Below are 18,034 nucleotides of genomic sequence, written 5' to 3' on the forward strand. Positions count from 1 at the left end.
AGTGAGACAAAGGAGGATGTACTCTTGTTAGAAATTACTACAAACGAAAGCGAAGCAGTAGCAAAGATTATAGTTGTAGGCGTTGGTGGAGCAGGAAACAATGCCGTAAATAGAATGATAGATGAAAACATCGGAGGAGTTGAATTTATTGCAATTAATTCTGATGCACAGGTACTTAAAAGAAGTAAGGCACCAACAACTTTACAGATTGGTGAGAAGATAACAAAAGGTCTTGGAGCAGGAGCTAAGCCTGAAGTTGGTGAAGCAGCTGCAGAAGAGAACGTAGAAGAATTAGCACAGTTATTAAAGGGTGCCGATATGGTATTCGTAACATGTGGTATGGGTGGTGGAACAGGTACAGGAGCAGCACCTGTTGTAGCACGTGTAGCAAGAGAGCAGGGAGCTCTTACAGTAGGTGTAGTTACAAAGCCTTTCAGATTTGAATCAAAGGCACGTATGAACAATGCTTTAGCAGGTATTGAAAGATTAAAGCCAAACGTAGACACACTTATTGTAATTCCAAATGATAAATTATTAGAAATCGTAGATAAGAGAACAACAATGCCTGAAGCATTAAAGAAGGCTGATGAAGTATTACAGCAGTCAGTTCAGGGTATTACAGACTTAATTAATGTACCTGCATTAATTAACCTTGACTTTGCTGACGTTCAGACAGTTATGAGAGATGCAGGTATTGCTCATATTGGTATCGGTGAAGCAAGCGGTGATGAGAAGGCTTCAGATGCAGTTCAGCAGGCTGTTACATCTCCACTTCTTGAAACAAAAATCGATGGAGCAAAGAATGTTATTATCAACATTACTGGTGATGTTAGCTTATTTGAAGCTAATGAAGCTGCAAGCTATGTACAGGAACTTGCAGGTGATGATGCAAACATTATCTTCGGTGTAAGATATGATGATTCATACCCTGATGAATGTTCAATTACAGTAATGGCAACAGGTATTGGCGATTCAACACCAGCACCAAAGGCAACACCTTTTGGTATGGGAAGCACAGCTAAGAAGTTCTCATACAATGCAACACCTTCTGCTGCACCAAAGAGTGAAACAACTCCTGTTCAGCAGCCACATAGTAGCATTGAGGACAAGCCACTTAACATTCCTGATTTCTTAAGAAACAAATAATTAGGCTTAAGCCAAAGTTTACTTAATAAATAAAAAGACACGAACCTGAGTATATGCAGTTCGTGTCTTTTTGTTGCAAAAACATTATTCAAAAATAAAATGGAGAGAAGCATGGAAGATAACATAAAAAAAGAAATAGAAAACAGAAGAACATTTGCGATTATTTCTCATCCCGATGCAGGTAAGACAACTTTAACAGAAAAGTTTCTTTTGTACGGTGGAGCAATTAACACAGCAGGTTCTGTAAAAGGAAAAGCAAATTCAAAGTATGCTGTTTCTGACTGGATGGGTATAGAAAAAGAAAGAGGTATTTCTGTTACATCATCAGCATTACAGTTTCAATATGAAGGTTATTGCATTAACATTCTTGATACACCGGGCCATCAGGATTTCTCAGAGGATACTTACAGAACACTTATGGCTGCTGACTCGGCAGTGATGGTAATTGATGCTTCAAAGGGTGTAGAAGCACAGACAATTAAACTTTTCAAGGTATGTGTAATGCGTCATATACCGATTTTTACATTTATTAACAAAATGGATTTAGAGGCAAGAGATCCTTATGAATTACTAGAAGAAATTGAAAATGTATTAGGAATTAAAACATGTCCTATTAACTGGCCAATTGGTTCCGGTAAGAGATTTAAAGGCGTCTATGACAGAAATACAAAGAAAATTTCAATGTTTCAGGCTGTTTCAGTAGGTGGCGCAAAAAGTGCTGCTGAAAAAATATATGATTTAGACAACGAAGAGTTTAAAAATGAAATAGGTGATGAGTTATATGATCAGTTAGTAGATGATGCTGAATTGTTAGATGGAGCCAGTGAACCATTTGATCAGGAATTAGTTGATAAAGGTGAATTATCACCTGTATTTTTCGGTTCAGCGTTGACAACTTTTGGTGTGGAAACTTTCCTTGAACATTTCTTAAAAATGACAGAGTCACCGCTTCCAAGAATGTCTGATCAGGGATTGATTGATCCTATAACAGAACCATTTTCAGGATTTGTTTTTAAGATTCAGGCAAACATGAATAAGGCGCATCATGATAGGATTGCATTTATGAGAGTTTGCTCAGGAAAATTCGATGCAAGTAAGGAAGTTTACCATGTTCAGGGTGGAAAGAAAATGAAGCTTTCTCAGCCACAGCAGATTATGGCACAGGACAGAAAAGTTATAAATGAAGCTTATGCAGGCGACGTTATAGGTGTATTTGATCCGGGAATTTTTTCAATTGGCGATACAATTTGTACACCTGGAAAGAAGTTTGCATACGAAGGAATACCTACTTTTGCACCTGAACATTTTTGTAGATTAGTTGCCCTTGATTCAATGAAGCGTAAGCAGTTTATGAAGGGTGTTACACAGATTGCTCAGGAAGGGGCGATTCAGATATTCCAGGACTATAACCTTGAAATGTCAGAAATAATCGTAGGTGTAGTAGGTGTGCTACAGTTTGACGTTTTGAAATACAGAATGGAAAATGAATACGGTTGTGATGTTAGATTAGAGCCACTTCCATACAGACACATTAGATGGATTAAGGATCCTACAGTTAATCTAAATAACGTAAAATGTCCATCAGACGCTAAGAGAGTAAAGGATATGAAGGGCAATCCTTTAGTTATATTTACAAACGAATGGTCTGTAAAACTTTTACTTGAAAGAAATGAAGGTTTGGAATTGACAGAATTTAAGAATAATTAACAATAAAAGCAAATCGCGAATTTATAAAAAATGAAATAAGTTATAAATTACACATAATATGGAAGGTATATATTTTGACATATTAATAGAAATGTAATTTATAACTTATTTTTTTATGTGTCTCTTCGACAGACTTTTTTATGGGAAAAATTATAATAGTAGAAAAGGGGTGAGACATATATACATATTTATAGATGTTTACTTTGGGTACAATTTTCTAATAGATTTGTCAGTTATATTTGCAACCGGAGAGATTTTAAATAAAAAGAGTAAGTGGTACAGAATGATATTGGCAGCATTTGCAGGAGCCATATACAGCGTGTTGATTCTTTTTTTGAAGGAAAACATACCGGTTAAAATAATTTTAACTTATCTGATAGTAGCTGAAATAATGATAATTCTTGCTTTTGGAAAAATGGATTTTAGGGCAAATGTGAAGGCTTTTCTTGTTATGTATGGGGCTACTTTCCTACTAAATGGCATAATGAATCTGTTTAATAAAAACAACAGTATGCTTTTGAGTATTGTTATTGCAGTTACATGCAATAGCATTATCAGACTGTTAGCTAAGCTTATGCTAAAAGAGGCAGGAGCAAGTAAAAATCTGCTTAAAATAACCATAAAAGAAGGAAATTGCAAAGTAGATGTTACCGCACTAGTGGATACGGGGAATAACCTTTTTGAGCCTATGACCGGAAAGCCGGTTTCCATTATTGAAAAAACTGCTGCAGAAAAAATTATAAATGAAAATTCGAGGTTTACTTTTATAGCTTTTAAGTCGCTGGGCAAGGAAAATGGGCTGTTAAAAGGAGTTTTTTGTGAGTACATAGAAGTAAATGGAAATAGATACAATAATCAGATTATCGGTATATATAACGGTAAATTAAGTAATGATAATATGTATCATATGATTTTACATCCTAAATTATTAGAATAAAAGGGGGAGAGTTTGTGAAAACGTTAGATTTTGGAAAAAAATACATGGGAAAAATTGCCTTGTTAAAAGGGCTACTTTATTCAAAAGAAGGGGAAATATATTACATTGGTGGCAATGACATTTTGCCACCGCCTTTGGAAGCAGAAGAGGAAGCAACCTGCATAAAGAAAATAATTGAAGGTGAGGATAAGGAAAGTCGGTCGAAATTAATTGAACATAATTTAAGACTGGTGGTTTACATAGCCAAGAAATTCGATAACACAGGAGTAGGCGTTGAAGATTTGATTTCCATTGGCTCCATTGGATTGATTAAAGGAATAAATACTTTTAACCCTAATAAAAACATAAAACTGGCAACTTATGCATCCAGATGTATTGAAAATGAAATTCTTATGTATTTAAGAAAAAATAATAAAACAAAACTGGAAGTGTCAATTGATGAGCCACTTAATGTAGACTGGGATGGTAATGAACTGCTTTTGTCAGATATTTTAGGGACAGATGAGGATATTATATCAAAAGACATAGAAAATGAGGTAGAGAAAAAGCTTTTGTACAAGGCGATAAACAAGCTAAATAACAGAGAAAAAACAATAGTACAAATGCGTTATGGACTAAATAATATTGATGGCGAGGAAATGACGCAGAAAGAAGTGGCAGACTCTCTTGGAATCTCCCAGTCTTACATATCAAGACTTGAAAAAAAGATAATAAGAAGACTGAAAAGAGAAATTGTAAAGTATCAATAAAAAACATAATAAACCACAATTCGACAGTATATAAAGTTTATAGTTTCAAAAAGAAAATATTACGAATAAAGAGCCGGTATTTAGGAAAACATATTTATGTGAAAATACAAAAATATGAAAGTAGGAAATATTATGGCTCTTTTTAAAGTGGAAATATGTGGCGTAAATACAGCCAAACTACCATTATTAACAGAAGAGGAAAAAAGAGAACTTTTTAAGGAAATAAAAAAAGGAAACATGGAAGCAAGAGAAAAGTACATTAGAGGCAATTTGAGATTAGTATTAAGTATTTTGCAGAGGTTTTCTAACACAGGAGAAAATGTTGACGACTTATTTCAAATAGGATGCATTGGCTTAATAAAAGCGGTAGATAATTTTGATGACACACTAAATGTAAAGTTTTCAACTTATGCGGTACCTATGATTTCAGGAGAACTGAAAAGATTTTTGAGAGATAACACGGCAATTAGAGTTAGCCGCTCCATCAAGGATACAGCCTATAAGGCAATTTATTGCAGGGAAAACATAATTAAGTCAACTAACAAAGAACCTACAATCGGTGAAATTGCAGAGCATATTGGGGCAACGGAAGAGCAGGTGACTTATGCGTTAGATGCCATTCAAAGTCCGGTTTCCTTATATGATCCTGTATATGATCAGGGAGGGGACACCCTTTATGTAATGGACCAGATTAGCGATAAAAAGAATAAAGAAGAAAACTGGGTTGAAGACATTGTGCTAAGGGAGGCCTTAGACGGGCTAAACGAAAGAGAAAGAAAAATTATAGACATGAGGTTTTTTTATGGAAAAACTCAAATGGAAATAGCTGATGAAATAGGAATTTCCCAGGCACAGGTTAGCAGACTGGAAAAAAATGCAATTAAAAACATGAAAAATTATATTAAATAAAAAGACGATTTTAAGAGAACAAAAACAAAAATAAAGAATACTATATATAAAAAAAGGTCTTTTATGAGAATAGAAGAATTAAAACGAAAACAAGTTATAAATTGTTGTGACTGCAAAATTCTTGGCAATGTTTGTGACTTGGAATTTGATATATGTACCGGCTGTATAAAATCTATTGTTGTTATGGGACCAAGTAAATGGTGCGGGCTTGTTTGCAGTGATTTTGAATATATAATACCTTTTGGTTGTATTACTCAGATTGGGCCTGATATTATTTTGGTTCGTGTGGAGGAGAAGGAGGTCAAACATAAAATTAAAATATCTTGACCTCTCTAAACACTTTATTTATAATGGCTTTGTGTAAAATTAACTAAAATAAACAGCAAACTTAGAAGAAAAATGAATTAAGTTCATTTTTATAATAGTTACAACTAAATGCTGATGACCAGATGGAGTATACTAGGAGGAAGAAACATGAAGTGCCCATATTGCGGTGAAGAAAATACAAAAGTAATAGACTCAAGACCTGCGGAAGAAAACAACGCCATAAGAAGAAGACGTCAGTGTCTTAAGTGCAAAAAAAGATTTACAACTTACGAGAAAGTAGAAAACATTCCTCTTATTGTTATAAAAAAAGATGATATAAGAGAGCCTTATGACAGAGGAAAAATTGAAGCAGGAATAGTAAGATCATGTCACAAACGACCTGTTTCTTATGAACAGATAGTAAGTGCTGTGGAAGATGTAGAAAATAAAATATTCAATATGGAAAAAAAGGAAATATCCAGCAGAGTAATAGGTGAGATTGTAATGGAAAGATTAAAAGAATTAGACCAGGTTGCCTATGTAAGATTTGCTTCAGTTTACAGAGAATTCAAAGATGTTAATACATTTATGGATGAGTTAAAGAAATTGTTAAAATAAAAGTATGTATTTTTAGAAGTGTTAAGAAACTTACAAAATACAAAATACCGGGAGAAAAGAATGTTAGAAAGTTTATATCCAGATAAATATTTGAAATCTGTAGATGAAATAGATTTTGAAGAATACTATAAGCAGGGTATCAGAGGTATTATATCTGATATTGATAATACTCTTGTTCCACATGGAGCACCGGCAGATGAACATATAATTAATGTGTTTGAAAAAATACATCAATTAGGAATAGAAACCTGCCTTATATCAAATAACAAGGAACCAAGAGTAAAGCCATTTGCAGATGCGGTGAATTCAAAATACATATTTGATGCTCATAAACCAAGTAAAAAAAACTACATTAAAGCAATGGAAATAATGGGAACCAACGAAGAAACAACATTGTTCTTAGGAGACCAGATTTTTACTGATGTGTGGGGGGCAAACAGAGTTGGTATTAAATCAATTATGGTTGAAAAAATTAATCCAAAAGAAGAGATACAAATTGTTTTAAAAAGAATTCCTGAAAAATTCATATTATGTAATTGGAAAAGAAAAAACAAAAAGTCAAAATAATTTTCTGTGAAATAGTAGAAAATACATGCTAAAATAGCGCAACAGAAAAAGCTGTTTGTAATTAAACGAAAAATTACAAACAGCTTCTTTATGTAAGAAATTTATTCGGAATTTCATATTATATAAAAACGTTACTCTAGGGATGAATCCTTGTGCGAAAAGAATCTGCAAAAAGAAATTCCACCCAAATTTCTTTTTCATAAAATATTTTAAACTGTAAAATAAAGTTCTTTAATATGTTCTACAGGCATATCTTTTCCTGTCCAGATTTTGAAAGCTTCAGCTCCCTGGTATAAAAGCATATACAAACCGTTAAAAGTCTGGCAGCCCTGTTCCTTAGCCATTCTAAGAAGTTTTGTTTCCATTGGATTATAAATAACATCAGAAACTATTAAATCTTCTCTTAACATTTTCTTGTCAGGAATAATGCAACCGTCCACATTTGGTGCCATGCCAACAGAAGTAGCGTTAGTTAAAATCTGACTTTTTTCAATTGACTCGCCTAAAACATCATCATTGCCAAGTTCAATTAATTTAGCATTGCAATCTGTTTTGCTATTAACAGCGTCAACCATCTTTTCGGCTTTTTCCCAGAAACGGTCTTTTATACTAAAAACATTAATGTTCTTAACGCCATCAAGAGCTGCCTGAACAAAAATAGAAGAAGCGGCCCCACCGGCACCAAGTAAAGTCATTGTATCGCCGATTATGTCAAAACCTGCGTCCTTAACAGACTGCATATAGCCGATTCCGTCAGTGTTATGGCCGATGAATTTGCCATCTTTATTTACAACTGTATTTACGGCACCAATCATTGATGCGGCAGGTGACAATTCATCTAACAATTCGCAAATAAGTGTTTTGTCAGGCATTGTACAGTTAAAACCGGCAACGTTTAATTTCTTTAAACCTTCGTAGGCAACTTTTAAATTATTTTCAGGAACATCAAAGCACAAATAAACGTAGTTAAGTCCTAATTCCTTAAATGCTTCGTTGTGCATTAAAGGTGACTTGCTGTGTGCAACAGGGCTTCCAAGAAGACCTGTAAGCTTTGTATGTCCGTTGATTTCATTTATACATCCCATAATAATCCTCCAAAGTAAAGTAGTTTAGCTTATTAAAGTATAAGAGTTTTTATAAAAAAAGTAAACCTTCGCATTGACTTAAAATAACAGCTAAACTATACTTTAATTATTGCAAAAGTGGAGGCACTAATGAAAACAAAAATTTGTATTCCTATTATGGGACAGGACGAAAAAGAAGTGTTAAATCAGGCTGAGAAGGTTTTACAAATGCAACCTGACTTGATTGAATGGAGAGCAGATTATATTGAAAAATTAGATACGGATGTAATTGAAAACATAACTGCGAAGTTAAAAAATATTATTGGAAATGTCAAACTTGTTTTTACATTTAGAACTGCTGATGAAGGTGGTAAGCAGAGTATAAGTGATGAGAAGTATTTAGAGATTTGCTGTAAGGCAGCAGAAAATTGCGATTATGTAGATGTGGAAATAATGGGACACATGAAAATCGCTAAAAACTTAATTGCAGGAATTAAGAAAAATGGTGCAAAAGTTATTGGGTCAAATCATCATTTTGATAACACACCTTCTAATGGTGAAATAATAGACATAATGAAAAAAATGGAAGAACAGGGAGCAGACATTTGCAAAATTGCAGTTATGCCTGAAGCAAAAGAAGACGTAGAAAGATTTATGGATGTATCTTCGCAGCTTAAAGATATATTAAATGTTCCTATAATAACAATGTCTATGGGAGAACTTGGGGCAGTTTCAAGAATATGCACAAATATTACAGCTTCAAGTGTATCGTTTGCAGCAGGTGTTGATGCATCAGCACCTGGGCAGGTTAAGGCAGATATTTTAAGAAAATTACTAAAAGTAAATGAAGGTTGTAGTTTAAAAGGAAATATTTCTTTAATCGGTTTTATGGGAACAGGAAAGACAACTGTATCAAAGGCATTGTCAAAAATTACATCTTTTAAGGAAATTGATGTAGATGCCTACATAGTTGAAAATGAAGGAAAAGCCATAAGGGACATATTTAAGGATAGGGGAGAAGCATATTTCAGAACACTTGAAACAAATGCGTTACAGACAATTTCAAGTAAGCAGGGACAGATTATTTCCTGTGGCGGTGGTGCTGTATTAAAAGATGAGAACGTAGACATACTAAAGAAAAACGGAGTTATTGTTTTGTTAACAGCTACTCCTGAAACAATATTTGATAGAGTAAAAGACCACACTCACAGACCAATATTAAATAACGACATGAGTTTAAGACATGTAAAAGAGTTAATGGAACAAAGAGAACCAAGATACCAGTCAGTAGCCAATGTTAAGGTAAATGTGGACTCTAATGACAGAATTCTTACATGCTATAATATAATTAACTATTTAGAAAAAGAAGGCTATATTGAAATTGAAATTAATAATTAGATAAAGGTTGAAAATATTTATAGAATCTTTTATAATGGTAGAAGCGTGATTTATCACAGATGAACTTTTAGGAGGAAAGATTATGGTAACAGCAGGCGATTTCAAAAATGGTATTACTATTGAATATGATGGAAAGATTTGTCAGATCATCGAATTCCAGCATGTAAAACCAGGAAAAGGCGCAGCGTTCGTTAGAACAAAATTAAAAGATATCAAGAGTGGTGGTGTTGTAGAAACAACATTCAGACCAACAGAGAAATTTGAAAATGCTCATATCGACAGAAAGGATATGCAGTATTTATACAATGATGGAGATCTTTACTACTTCATGGATGGTGAAACTTATGACCAGATTGCTGTAGGTGCAGACAAGGTTGGAGATTCACTTAAGTTTGTTAAGGAAAATGAAACAGTTAAGATTTGTTCATGTAAGGGTGATGTCTTTGCAATTGAACCACCTATCACAGTTGAACTTCAGATTACAGAAACAGAACCTGGATTCAAAGGAAACACAGCTACAAATGCTACAAAGCCAGCTACTGTTGAAACAGGAGCTACAGTATATGTTCCTTTATTCGTTGAACAGGGCGAAACAATTGTAATTGATACAAGAACAGGTGAATATTCAAAGAGAGTATAATTTTGAATTATATAAATTAGGACTGCGGAAATATTTTCTGTGGTCCTTTTTTATGTAATAAGAAATTCCAGCGGAATTTCTATTACATACATAAAAGATGTTCCACTATAGATGCACCCTGGTGTGAAAGGAAAATGTTCCACTATGGATACAACCTAGTGCAAAAAGAAAACAGTTGCGCAACAACACGCACCCGGTGTGTAAAATGTGGCAAGCAACATTTTTATTAATAGGAGATAGTTTATGAAAATAGTAATTTTAGATGCTGCGACACTTACAATAAATAACGATATTGATTTTTCTATATTTGACAGGTTTGGTGAAGTAAAAATTTATGATTTTACAAAAGATGAAGAAATACCTGAACGAATTAAAGATGCAGATGTTATTTTATGTAATAAATCTTCAATGTCTGAGAAGAATTTATCCGGAGCAAAGAACCTTAAATATGTAGGTTTGTTTGCTACAGGATATAACAACGTTGATTTGGAATATACAAGAAAAAAAGGGATTACAGTTTGTAATGCCGGAAGCTATTCAACAGAGGCAGTGGCTCAGCATGTTTTTGCATTTATACTTCATTATTACAACACAATCTCAAGGTATGATGAATTTGTAAAGAACAAGGGATGGATAAACACTAACAAATTTTCCCCTTTTATGGAAATGAAAGAACTTTTCGGCAAAACTATAGGTATTATAGGCTATGGTTCCATTGGACAAAAAGTAGCAGTAATTGCAAATGCTTTTGGGATGAATGTTCTGGCATACAGTAGAAGTGCATTAAAAGAAAACAGACAGTCTGATAAAGTGACTTATGCTACAGTTGATGAAATCTTGGAAAAGTCAGATATTGTAACAATTCATTGTCCGTTAAATAATGATTCGGAAAAAATGTGCAATAAAGAATTCTTTACTAAGATGAAAAAAGATAGTCTTTTTATAAACACATCACGTGGAGGAGTTGTAAATCAGGAAGATTTAATGTGGGCGTTAAACAATAATGTTATACAATATGCGGCATTAGATGTTATTGAAAAAGAACCAATGCCAGAAGATTGTAAGCTTATTGAAACAAAAAATCTTGTGATTACACCTCATGCAGCATGGGCTCCTTTAGAGACTAGAGAGCGCCTTATTAAAATCGTTTCGAAAAATTTGCAAAAATGGGTTGCAGGAACCCCTATAAATGTTATAGAATAGAGCACAAGAGGGGTGTTAGGTTTAAACACATATCTAGTACAATAATATGCGGGCGCGGAATTAGCTCGTAATTGTATGAACAATTTAATTATATTTAAGGAGGAACAATCATGAGAAGATTGGCAAAGAAAGTTGCAGCAACAGCTATGGCTCTTACAATGACAGCAGCTATGGCAACAACATGTTTCGCTGCAAACTGGGGAAGTTACTTTGGAGCTAGCGCAGATTGGTATGAAGGAGCAGAAGGAAAATTAACAGCAAACACAGCAGCAGGATTTACAGCATCAATTGATTCTGTAGGCTGGGGCGGAGTTTGGGGAGCACAGGTATATATCGATGGCTCTAGGAATGACAATGCAAAGAATGTTAAGGTTACAAAAGGAAAATCTTACACACTTTCATTTGACATAAGCGCTTCAAACCTTACAAAGTTTGCTTATGTTAAGGTTTCAACTGGTGAAAAATTAGCTTACTCAACATGGGTTAAGATGCCAGCTAACAAGACTGTTAAGGTTAAGAAGACTTTCAAGGCAGCAGGAAATGCTAATTCAGTTTACTTTGGATTAGGCGGAGATGTCGGTGATAGAAGAGATGTATCAACTGATGCGGATGCTGTAACAAGATACAATGTATTCAAGAAAAACTTCAAGCAGGCAGCAGAAATAGGATTACAGAACGATGCTAACGGTGACTACACAGCAGCTACAAACATCAAGGTTTCTAAGTTTACTTTAATTGAAACACCAAAGATTAAGTCAGCTAAGTCATCAAAGAAGGGCAAAGTTACAGTTAAGTTTGCAAAGATTAACGGAGCAAAATCTTACAAAGTTAAGGTTGGAAGCAAAGTTACAAAAACAAAGAAGACATCTGTAACAGTTAAGGCTAAATCAAAGAAGAAAGTAACTGTACAGGTAGCAGCAGTAGCTAAGACATCAGGAGTAACTGGTGCATACAGCGCTAAGAAGAAAGTAAAGGTTAAATAATTTTTAACTGAATAATACATATTAAGCAGATGTCAGATTTGATTCTGACATCTGTTTTAAATTTAATGACATAAGTCATAATGTTAACAACTCATATAAATATTAAATGGGATTTATTGTGCACAACCACATAAAAGTTTTTATTGCGCATAACGGCAAATAAACGTTATTAAATGGCATATGGAATCAGTAGTGTGTAAATGGTCGATAGAAGTCGAACGATTTTTTACATATTTAGGAAAAAATAGCATATAATTATATTGATAAAAATTTAATAAACCAAAGTATGGTGAAGGGGGAAATACAATGATTGACAAAGTAATTGAAAACAACAGAGTGAGTATTATAGGAGAGATTGTTTCTGATTTCAGATTTAGTCACGAAGTTTTTGGAGAAGGATTCTACATAGTAGATGTATCGGTTGACAGATTAAGCGAATTAACTGATATTATTCCACTTATGGTATCTGAAAGGTTAGTTGATGTAAACGAAGACTACAAAGGAAGATTAGTTGAGGTGTCAGGACAGTTTAGATCTTATAATCGTCACGAAGGAACTAAGAATAAGTTAGTGTTATCAATTTTTGTTAGAGAATGGGAAGAGGTCGAAGAAAACCTGGAAGCTGGAAAAACTAATCAAATATTTTTAGATGGTTATATCTGTAAAGAACCAATTTACAGAAAAACACCACTTGGAAGAGAAATTGCAGATTTATTAATTGCAGTTAATCGGCCATACGGAAAATCAGATTATATTCCATGTATTGCCTGGGGGAGAAATGCAAGATATGCTTCTACATTTGAAGTGGGCGGTCACATTCAAATATGGGGACGGGTTCAAAGTAGAGAGTACGTTAAGAAAATTAACGAAGAGGAAAGTGAAAAGCATATTGCGTACGAAGTTTCTGTTAGTAAACTAGAATATATTGACCAGTAATAAAAAGCTGTTCTTAGATTTGATTCTGAGAACAGCTTTTTGCGTGATAGGAAAATTGTATAAAACGAAATGCCGTATAGTATACTGGTGAAAAAATAGAATAGTTGTTAAATATAGATACATTGATTTTGTGCATTTTGTGAATAATAGATAAAAACGTTTTGACTTTTATACATGCATGAAGTAAAATTGTATAAAAAGATTTTAATTCAAATAAGGAGGAATTATGAAAAAGAGAATTAGAAACATAATTTCATTAGTTCTTGTAATAGCGTTGGCGATTAGTGGTATTACATATACTACAGAAACAAAAGCTGATGAAAAAGAAGATTCTTGGAAAACTAATGCAGTTAAAGTACCAAGTGAGGGACAACTTGTAGGAGCCGGTTACATTGATGTAGAATTTGATAATTCAATGGAAGGCTATACATACACTGTGTATCTTGATGGAAATCCTGTTTACTGGAACGGTAACAATATTGTGAGAGAAGAACTAGGCGAACAGAAAACAGATTCTTCTGTAACTAAAACTTTTACATCAAGTGATGAAGGAAAGACAGAAGTTTATACAACAACAGTAAGCAAACATGAAATTACTGTTAAGGCAAAAAAAGACGATGTTGAATTAACATCAGTGAGAACATTTTATGTTTCAAAAAAAGGTCTCGCATTAGGTGGCGATATGAGTGACAAGATTAAGCTAAGTAAACTTAACTGCTCATGGTATTACAATTGGTCAACTGATGCTTTTAATACATCATTAGATGAGGGCGTTCAGCACATTCCTATGATGTGGGGAAGCGGTGATGATAACAAAGAAGCAATGAAGAAGTTAAATACAACATCAAATTATATTTTAGGATTTAATGAACCTGATATTGGAAGTCAGGCAAACATGGAATTCTTTGAAGCTTCAAGTGTTTGGAATGATTATATTAAACCGCTTAATATGAGAAATGTTTCACCGGCACCTGCAGCTCCGGGGGGAGATTCTGTATGGCTTAGAAGATTTATGAATGGTGATTACATTTGCAAAAATCCTTGGGACGGAAGTTGGGGATTATATTACGATTATGAAGATGACGCTACAAAAACCTGGGTAGGTGGAGAAGCTGACAGTGTTGATGCGGTAGTTTTACATTATTATAGAAACACAATTAATTTGCAGGGACTAATTGATGCAGTGGAAACACTTTGGAATTCATACCATAAACCTATTTGGATAACTGAGATGTCTTTGTTTGGAATGAAGGGAACGGATTATGACTTTAGTTATGAGCTTCCTGAAAAAAGGGCAGAAATACAGAAATATCTTGAAGATGCAATGGATGCTTTAGATAATAATCCACATGTGGAAAGATACTGTTGGTTCCCATATGATATCGATAGTACAAATGATATAGATGCGTTTAATGGATCAGGTGGAACAGCTATGTTTGATTATGAATCCGGTGCTTATACAGAACTTGGTAGAATGTATTCTTCAAAGGGAAATCCTGAAGGTTATAATGCACAAACAATATCAGATGATGAGATGTTTGTATATGTACCTGAAACAACAACTGAAGAAACAACAACTGTTAAACCTACAACACAGAAGCCTACAACACAGAAAACTACAACAACAAAAAAAGTCACACCACAGCAGGTTAAAATCAAAGCAGCCAAAAATGTTAAGAAAAAATCTGTCAAGTTGACTTGGAAAAAAGTTTCAAAGGCAAAATCATATCAGGTTCAATATGCAATGAATAGTAAGTTTACTAAAAAAGTAAAAATTAAAAATACCAAGAAATTAACATACACTGTTAAAAAATTAAAGAAGAAGAAAAAATATTACTTTAGAGTAAGAGCATGTGCCGGTAAAGTATATGGTAAATGGTCAAAGGCGAAGAAAGTTGTTATAAAAAAATAAAGTTAGGAAAGAGCTGATCTTAGAAATGAGATTGGCTCTTTTTGATGATAATGTTATATGAATTCGATATAAATAAGCAGAATATATAAATAATATTTTCTAATTGGTTAAAAATACTTTGATAAAAATTAAAAATAAGATAAAATTATCCAAAAAAATGATAAAAAACGTTTCAGCTCCAAAAGCGTTATGCAATATTACATATTATTTAATAGATAAAAACAGTTTTATTCGTTAAATTTAACATTAAGTGTTGAGAAATAAAAACGTTTATGATATAATGACGTTAATTGAAATGAGGTTGAAAAATTTCAAGCGAAAATTTAAATTAAAATTTATTAAAGGAGGAATTGGAAATGAGAAAAGTTTTCAATAAGGTAGTAGCAGGTGCAACATCTGTAGCTTTAATCGCAACACTTGCATTGGGAGTTAACTTTGCAAGTTCAGTAAAGGCAGATAATGCAACAACATTAGACACAAAGTGGTCATTTACTCAGGGAGGACAGTATAACCCAGCAGAACCAGATAACACAGGTTATATCGAGTCAGTTAAGGTAGGAGATGAAGAATTTTCTAACTGGGAAAGAAACAAGAATAACAAGCAGATTCAGTCAGCAAGCAAAGCAACAACTGGTTTCACAATGAATATTAAAAATACTGGTTGGGACGCAGGATGGGGTAATAATCCTGTTGATATTAATCCATGGGCTGTAGAAGCATCAAACACTATTGAAGCTAAAGCTGGTCATATTTACACAGTATCTTTCAAAGCAAAAGCTTCAAAGAAGAAATATGCATATGTAGCATTTAATACAGAAACAGAAGGTTTATTACCATATGATAAGGCACCAGTTGAAATGTCAGACGATGCAACAAACCAGATTATAACATTAGGAGCAACAGATAAGACATATACATTTACATTTACAAACTGGGTATCAGCAAAAGAAATTACAACAGCTATTATGTTAGGTTCTTTCAATGCTCAGTATGATTATGCAGGAAATGATGTTAAAGATATCATCACAGAAAAAGAAGTTAACTGGAATGGTACAGTTGAAGTAAGTGATTTTACAATTACAGATAAGGGCGTAAATCCAGAGTTCACAGAACCTGAAACAAAGCCAACACAGCCATCAGTTAATCCAACACAGCCATCAGTTAACCCAACACAGCCAACAGCTAAACCAACACAGAAGCCAACAGTTAAACCAACAGCAAAGGTTACTGTTAAGAAACTTGCTAAGGTTAAAGGTATTAAGGCTGTTAACAAGAAGAAAGGCACATTAAAGATTACTTGGAAGAAAGTAACTGGTGCTACATCATACAAGGTAAAAGTTGGAAAGAAAACATACACAGCAAAGAAAACATCTTTAACAGTTAAGAAGCTTAAAAAAGGAAAGAAAGTAACAATTAAGATTTCAGCTCAGGGACCAAAGGCTAAGTACAAAGCTTCAGCTTGGGCTTCAAAGAAAGTTAAAATTAAAAAATAATTGTTACAATTAAATTAGATGTATAATACAGTACCCAATGCTAAGGCATTGGGTAACTGTCTAATTATAACTAGACTTAATAGAAAGGTCGGGAGGACTAGACGTGAGAAGAAATATTTTTAAGAAGATTTCTGCAGCAGTACTTTCATTAACTATGATAGTTGGGATGACTGGTGTAGTACCGGCAGCTGGACATGCTGCAAATGGAGCAAACATTGCTTCAAATATTAGTTGGGATTATTTTTCAGTAATTAGTTATGATGCTAATGGCAACTTAGATTCACATAGTGGACATGTAGCAGGAGAAGATGGTTCAAGAAAGCATCCATATTGCTGGTATCATGCATTAACACATATTAATACTGATAAATATCCAAATGGACAGGTCGCAGGAACAGACTTTGCAACTGAAGGCTGGGTAGCTGAAAGCACACCATCATCAGCAAGATTTTATGCAAAGAATACAGGCTGGGATGGTCAGTACAATGGACGTGATGGCTCATTAGTTGGAGATAACCAGTGGGGACTTAGAATGTTTACATCAGCAATGAATGTAGAAAAAGGACGTTCATATACTTTATCATTTAAATACACAAGCACTTTAAAGGGAAAGAAGACTATCTACGAAACAGATGCAAATGGTAAATATGTATTAGATTCTAACGGAGATAAGATTCCTAAAAAAGATGAAAAGGGAAACGAGATTCAGGAGAATAATTATAAAAAACATATTAATGTTAGTGTAATTAATCCGGCTAACAATAATGGATTAGAATTTTCAACAACAAGTGGCTGTACATCAGCAGGTTTCTTTGTTGCAGATTCACAAGTAACAGATCCACAGACTGTAACAGTTAAATTCACTGTTCCTTCAAATTATGCAGGTTCACAGGTTAAAGTTCAGTTCGCTTTAGGTTCATATGTTGTTTCATATCCTGATGAATTAGCTATGACAGGAAACTTCTCTGTATCTGACTTTAAGATTGCTGCAGGAACACAGTATTCTGTTAAATATACATATGGTTCAAAATCATATACAAAATATGTTAATGCAGGAGCAAAGACATCTTCATATGTATTCCCTGTAAAGGGCAAGACATTTTCAAAATTCACAAAGAACGGAAGCACATTTAGTCTTTCAACACCTATTACAGGAAACACTGTATTAAACTGTGTATATGTAAATACTCCAAAGCCAGCAAAGGCAAAGGTTAAATTTACAGCACAGAAGAAGAAGGTTAAATTAGCTTTAACAAAGATTAAGAATTGTGTAGGATACGAAATTAAGTATGCTAACAATAAGAAGATGAAGAAAGCTAAGACAAAGACTACAACTGCTAAGACATATACAATTAAGAAGTTAAAGTCAAAGAAGAAAGTATACATTCAGGTTAAGGGTTATAACTATGACTCAGCTGGACAGAAGGTATACAGCAGTAGAGTTCTTAAGAAAACTGTAAAGGTCA

16 protein-coding genes and 1 pseudogene are annotated in these 18,034 nt (G+C 33.8%); 16 read left to right on the forward strand and 1 reads right to left on the reverse strand.

The features are described from left to right. Nucleotides 1-24 precede the first annotated feature (24 nt). The 8 genes from ftsZ (at nucleotide 25) to ACZM4J_RS03565 (ending at nucleotide 6,939) form a co-directional block, all read left to right on the forward strand. Complete coding sequence (gene ftsZ, locus ACZM4J_RS03530; RefSeq protein WP_022166245.1) at nucleotides 25-1,146, forward strand: cell division protein FtsZ; 1,122 nt, start codon at nucleotides 25-27, stop codon at nucleotides 1,144-1,146. 111 nt (nucleotides 1,147-1,257) lie between these two features. Then, nucleotides 1,258-2,853: a peptide chain release factor 3 gene (locus ACZM4J_RS03535; RefSeq protein WP_022166244.1), complete on the forward strand. Its 1,596-nt coding sequence runs from the start codon at nucleotides 1,258-1,260 to the stop codon at nucleotides 2,851-2,853. Nucleotides 2,854-3,022: 169 nt separating this feature from the next. Then, entirely contained in the window at nucleotides 3,023-3,790 is a 768-nt protein-coding gene (locus tag ACZM4J_RS03540) for a sigma-E processing peptidase SpoIIGA (RefSeq protein ID WP_412621939.1), read from the forward strand. A 44-nt stretch (nucleotides 3,791-3,834) separates the two neighbouring features. Then, on the forward strand, nucleotides 3,835-4,539 hold the full coding sequence (gene sigE, locus ACZM4J_RS03545; RefSeq protein WP_117999216.1) for an RNA polymerase sporulation sigma factor SigE: 705 nt from the start codon (nucleotides 3,835-3,837) through the stop codon (nucleotides 4,537-4,539). A 132-nt stretch (nucleotides 4,540-4,671) separates the two neighbouring features. After that, nucleotides 4,672-5,448, forward strand: coding sequence for an RNA polymerase sporulation sigma factor SigG (gene sigG / locus ACZM4J_RS03550; protein ID WP_022166241.1), 777 nt, complete (start codon nucleotides 4,672-4,674; stop codon nucleotides 5,446-5,448). A gap of 63 nt (nucleotides 5,449-5,511) precedes the next feature. Beyond that, on the forward strand, nucleotides 5,512-5,775 hold the full coding sequence (locus tag ACZM4J_RS03555) for a PRC-barrel domain-containing protein (RefSeq protein WP_022166240.1): 264 nt from the start codon (nucleotides 5,512-5,514) through the stop codon (nucleotides 5,773-5,775). A gap of 147 nt (nucleotides 5,776-5,922) precedes the next feature. After that, a complete protein-coding gene (gene nrdR, locus ACZM4J_RS03560; RefSeq protein WP_022166239.1) occupies nucleotides 5,923-6,372 on the forward strand; it encodes a transcriptional regulator NrdR in 450 nt (149 codons plus the stop codon). A 60-nt stretch (nucleotides 6,373-6,432) separates the two neighbouring features. Further along, entirely contained in the window at nucleotides 6,433-6,939 is a 507-nt protein-coding gene (locus ACZM4J_RS03565) for a YqeG family HAD IIIA-type phosphatase (protein ID WP_022166238.1), read from the forward strand. 209 nt (nucleotides 6,940-7,148) lie between these two features. On the opposite strand, the gene ACZM4J_RS03570 is transcribed toward ACZM4J_RS03565, so the two are convergent. Next, nucleotides 7,149-8,024 carry a shikimate dehydrogenase gene (locus ACZM4J_RS03570; RefSeq protein ID WP_022166237.1) on the reverse strand — a complete coding sequence of 292 codons (876 nt, stop codon included), beginning with the start codon at nucleotides 8,022-8,024 and terminating at the stop codon, nucleotides 7,149-7,151. Between the two features lie 129 nt (nucleotides 8,025-8,153). On the opposite strand from ACZM4J_RS03570, the gene aroD reads away from it, so the two are divergent. The 8 genes and pseudogenes from aroD to ACZM4J_RS03610 form a co-directional block, all read left to right on the forward strand. After that, a complete protein-coding gene (aroD, locus tag ACZM4J_RS03575; protein WP_412621943.1) occupies nucleotides 8,154-9,401 on the forward strand; it encodes a type I 3-dehydroquinate dehydratase in 1,248 nt (415 codons plus the stop codon). Between the two features lie 82 nt (nucleotides 9,402-9,483). After that, nucleotides 9,484-10,041, forward strand: coding sequence for an elongation factor P (gene efp, locus ACZM4J_RS03580; protein ID WP_022166236.1), 558 nt, complete (start codon nucleotides 9,484-9,486; stop codon nucleotides 10,039-10,041). A 243-nt stretch (nucleotides 10,042-10,284) separates the two neighbouring features. Continuing rightward, nucleotides 10,285-11,244: an NAD(P)-dependent oxidoreductase gene (locus tag ACZM4J_RS03585; RefSeq protein ID WP_302689196.1), complete on the forward strand. Its 960-nt coding sequence runs from the start codon at nucleotides 10,285-10,287 to the stop codon at nucleotides 11,242-11,244. A 110-nt stretch (nucleotides 11,245-11,354) separates the two neighbouring features. Further along, entirely contained in the window at nucleotides 11,355-12,227 is an 873-nt protein-coding gene (locus tag ACZM4J_RS03590; RefSeq protein WP_022166234.1) for a hypothetical protein, read from the forward strand. A 306-nt stretch (nucleotides 12,228-12,533) separates the two neighbouring features. Continuing rightward, nucleotides 12,534-13,163 (forward strand): single-stranded DNA-binding protein, encoded by a 630-nt coding sequence (locus ACZM4J_RS03595; protein WP_022166233.1) that lies wholly within the window; start codon nucleotides 12,534-12,536, stop codon nucleotides 13,161-13,163. A gap of 226 nt (nucleotides 13,164-13,389) precedes the next feature. Then, nucleotides 13,390-15,075, forward strand: coding sequence for a glycosyl hydrolase (locus tag ACZM4J_RS03600; protein ID WP_412335076.1), 1,686 nt, complete (start codon nucleotides 13,390-13,392; stop codon nucleotides 15,073-15,075). Nucleotides 15,076-15,431: 356 nt separating this feature from the next. Then, nucleotides 15,432-16,568, forward strand: a complete 1,137-nt coding sequence (locus ACZM4J_RS03605; protein WP_489485630.1) for a PT domain-containing protein — start codon at nucleotides 15,432-15,434, stop codon at nucleotides 16,566-16,568. A gap of 103 nt (nucleotides 16,569-16,671) precedes the next feature. Beyond that, a pseudogene (locus ACZM4J_RS03610) lies at nucleotides 16,672-18,034 on the forward strand (hypothetical protein); the annotation flags it as partial.

This window comes from Eubacterium sp. (genome assembly GCF_057858645.1).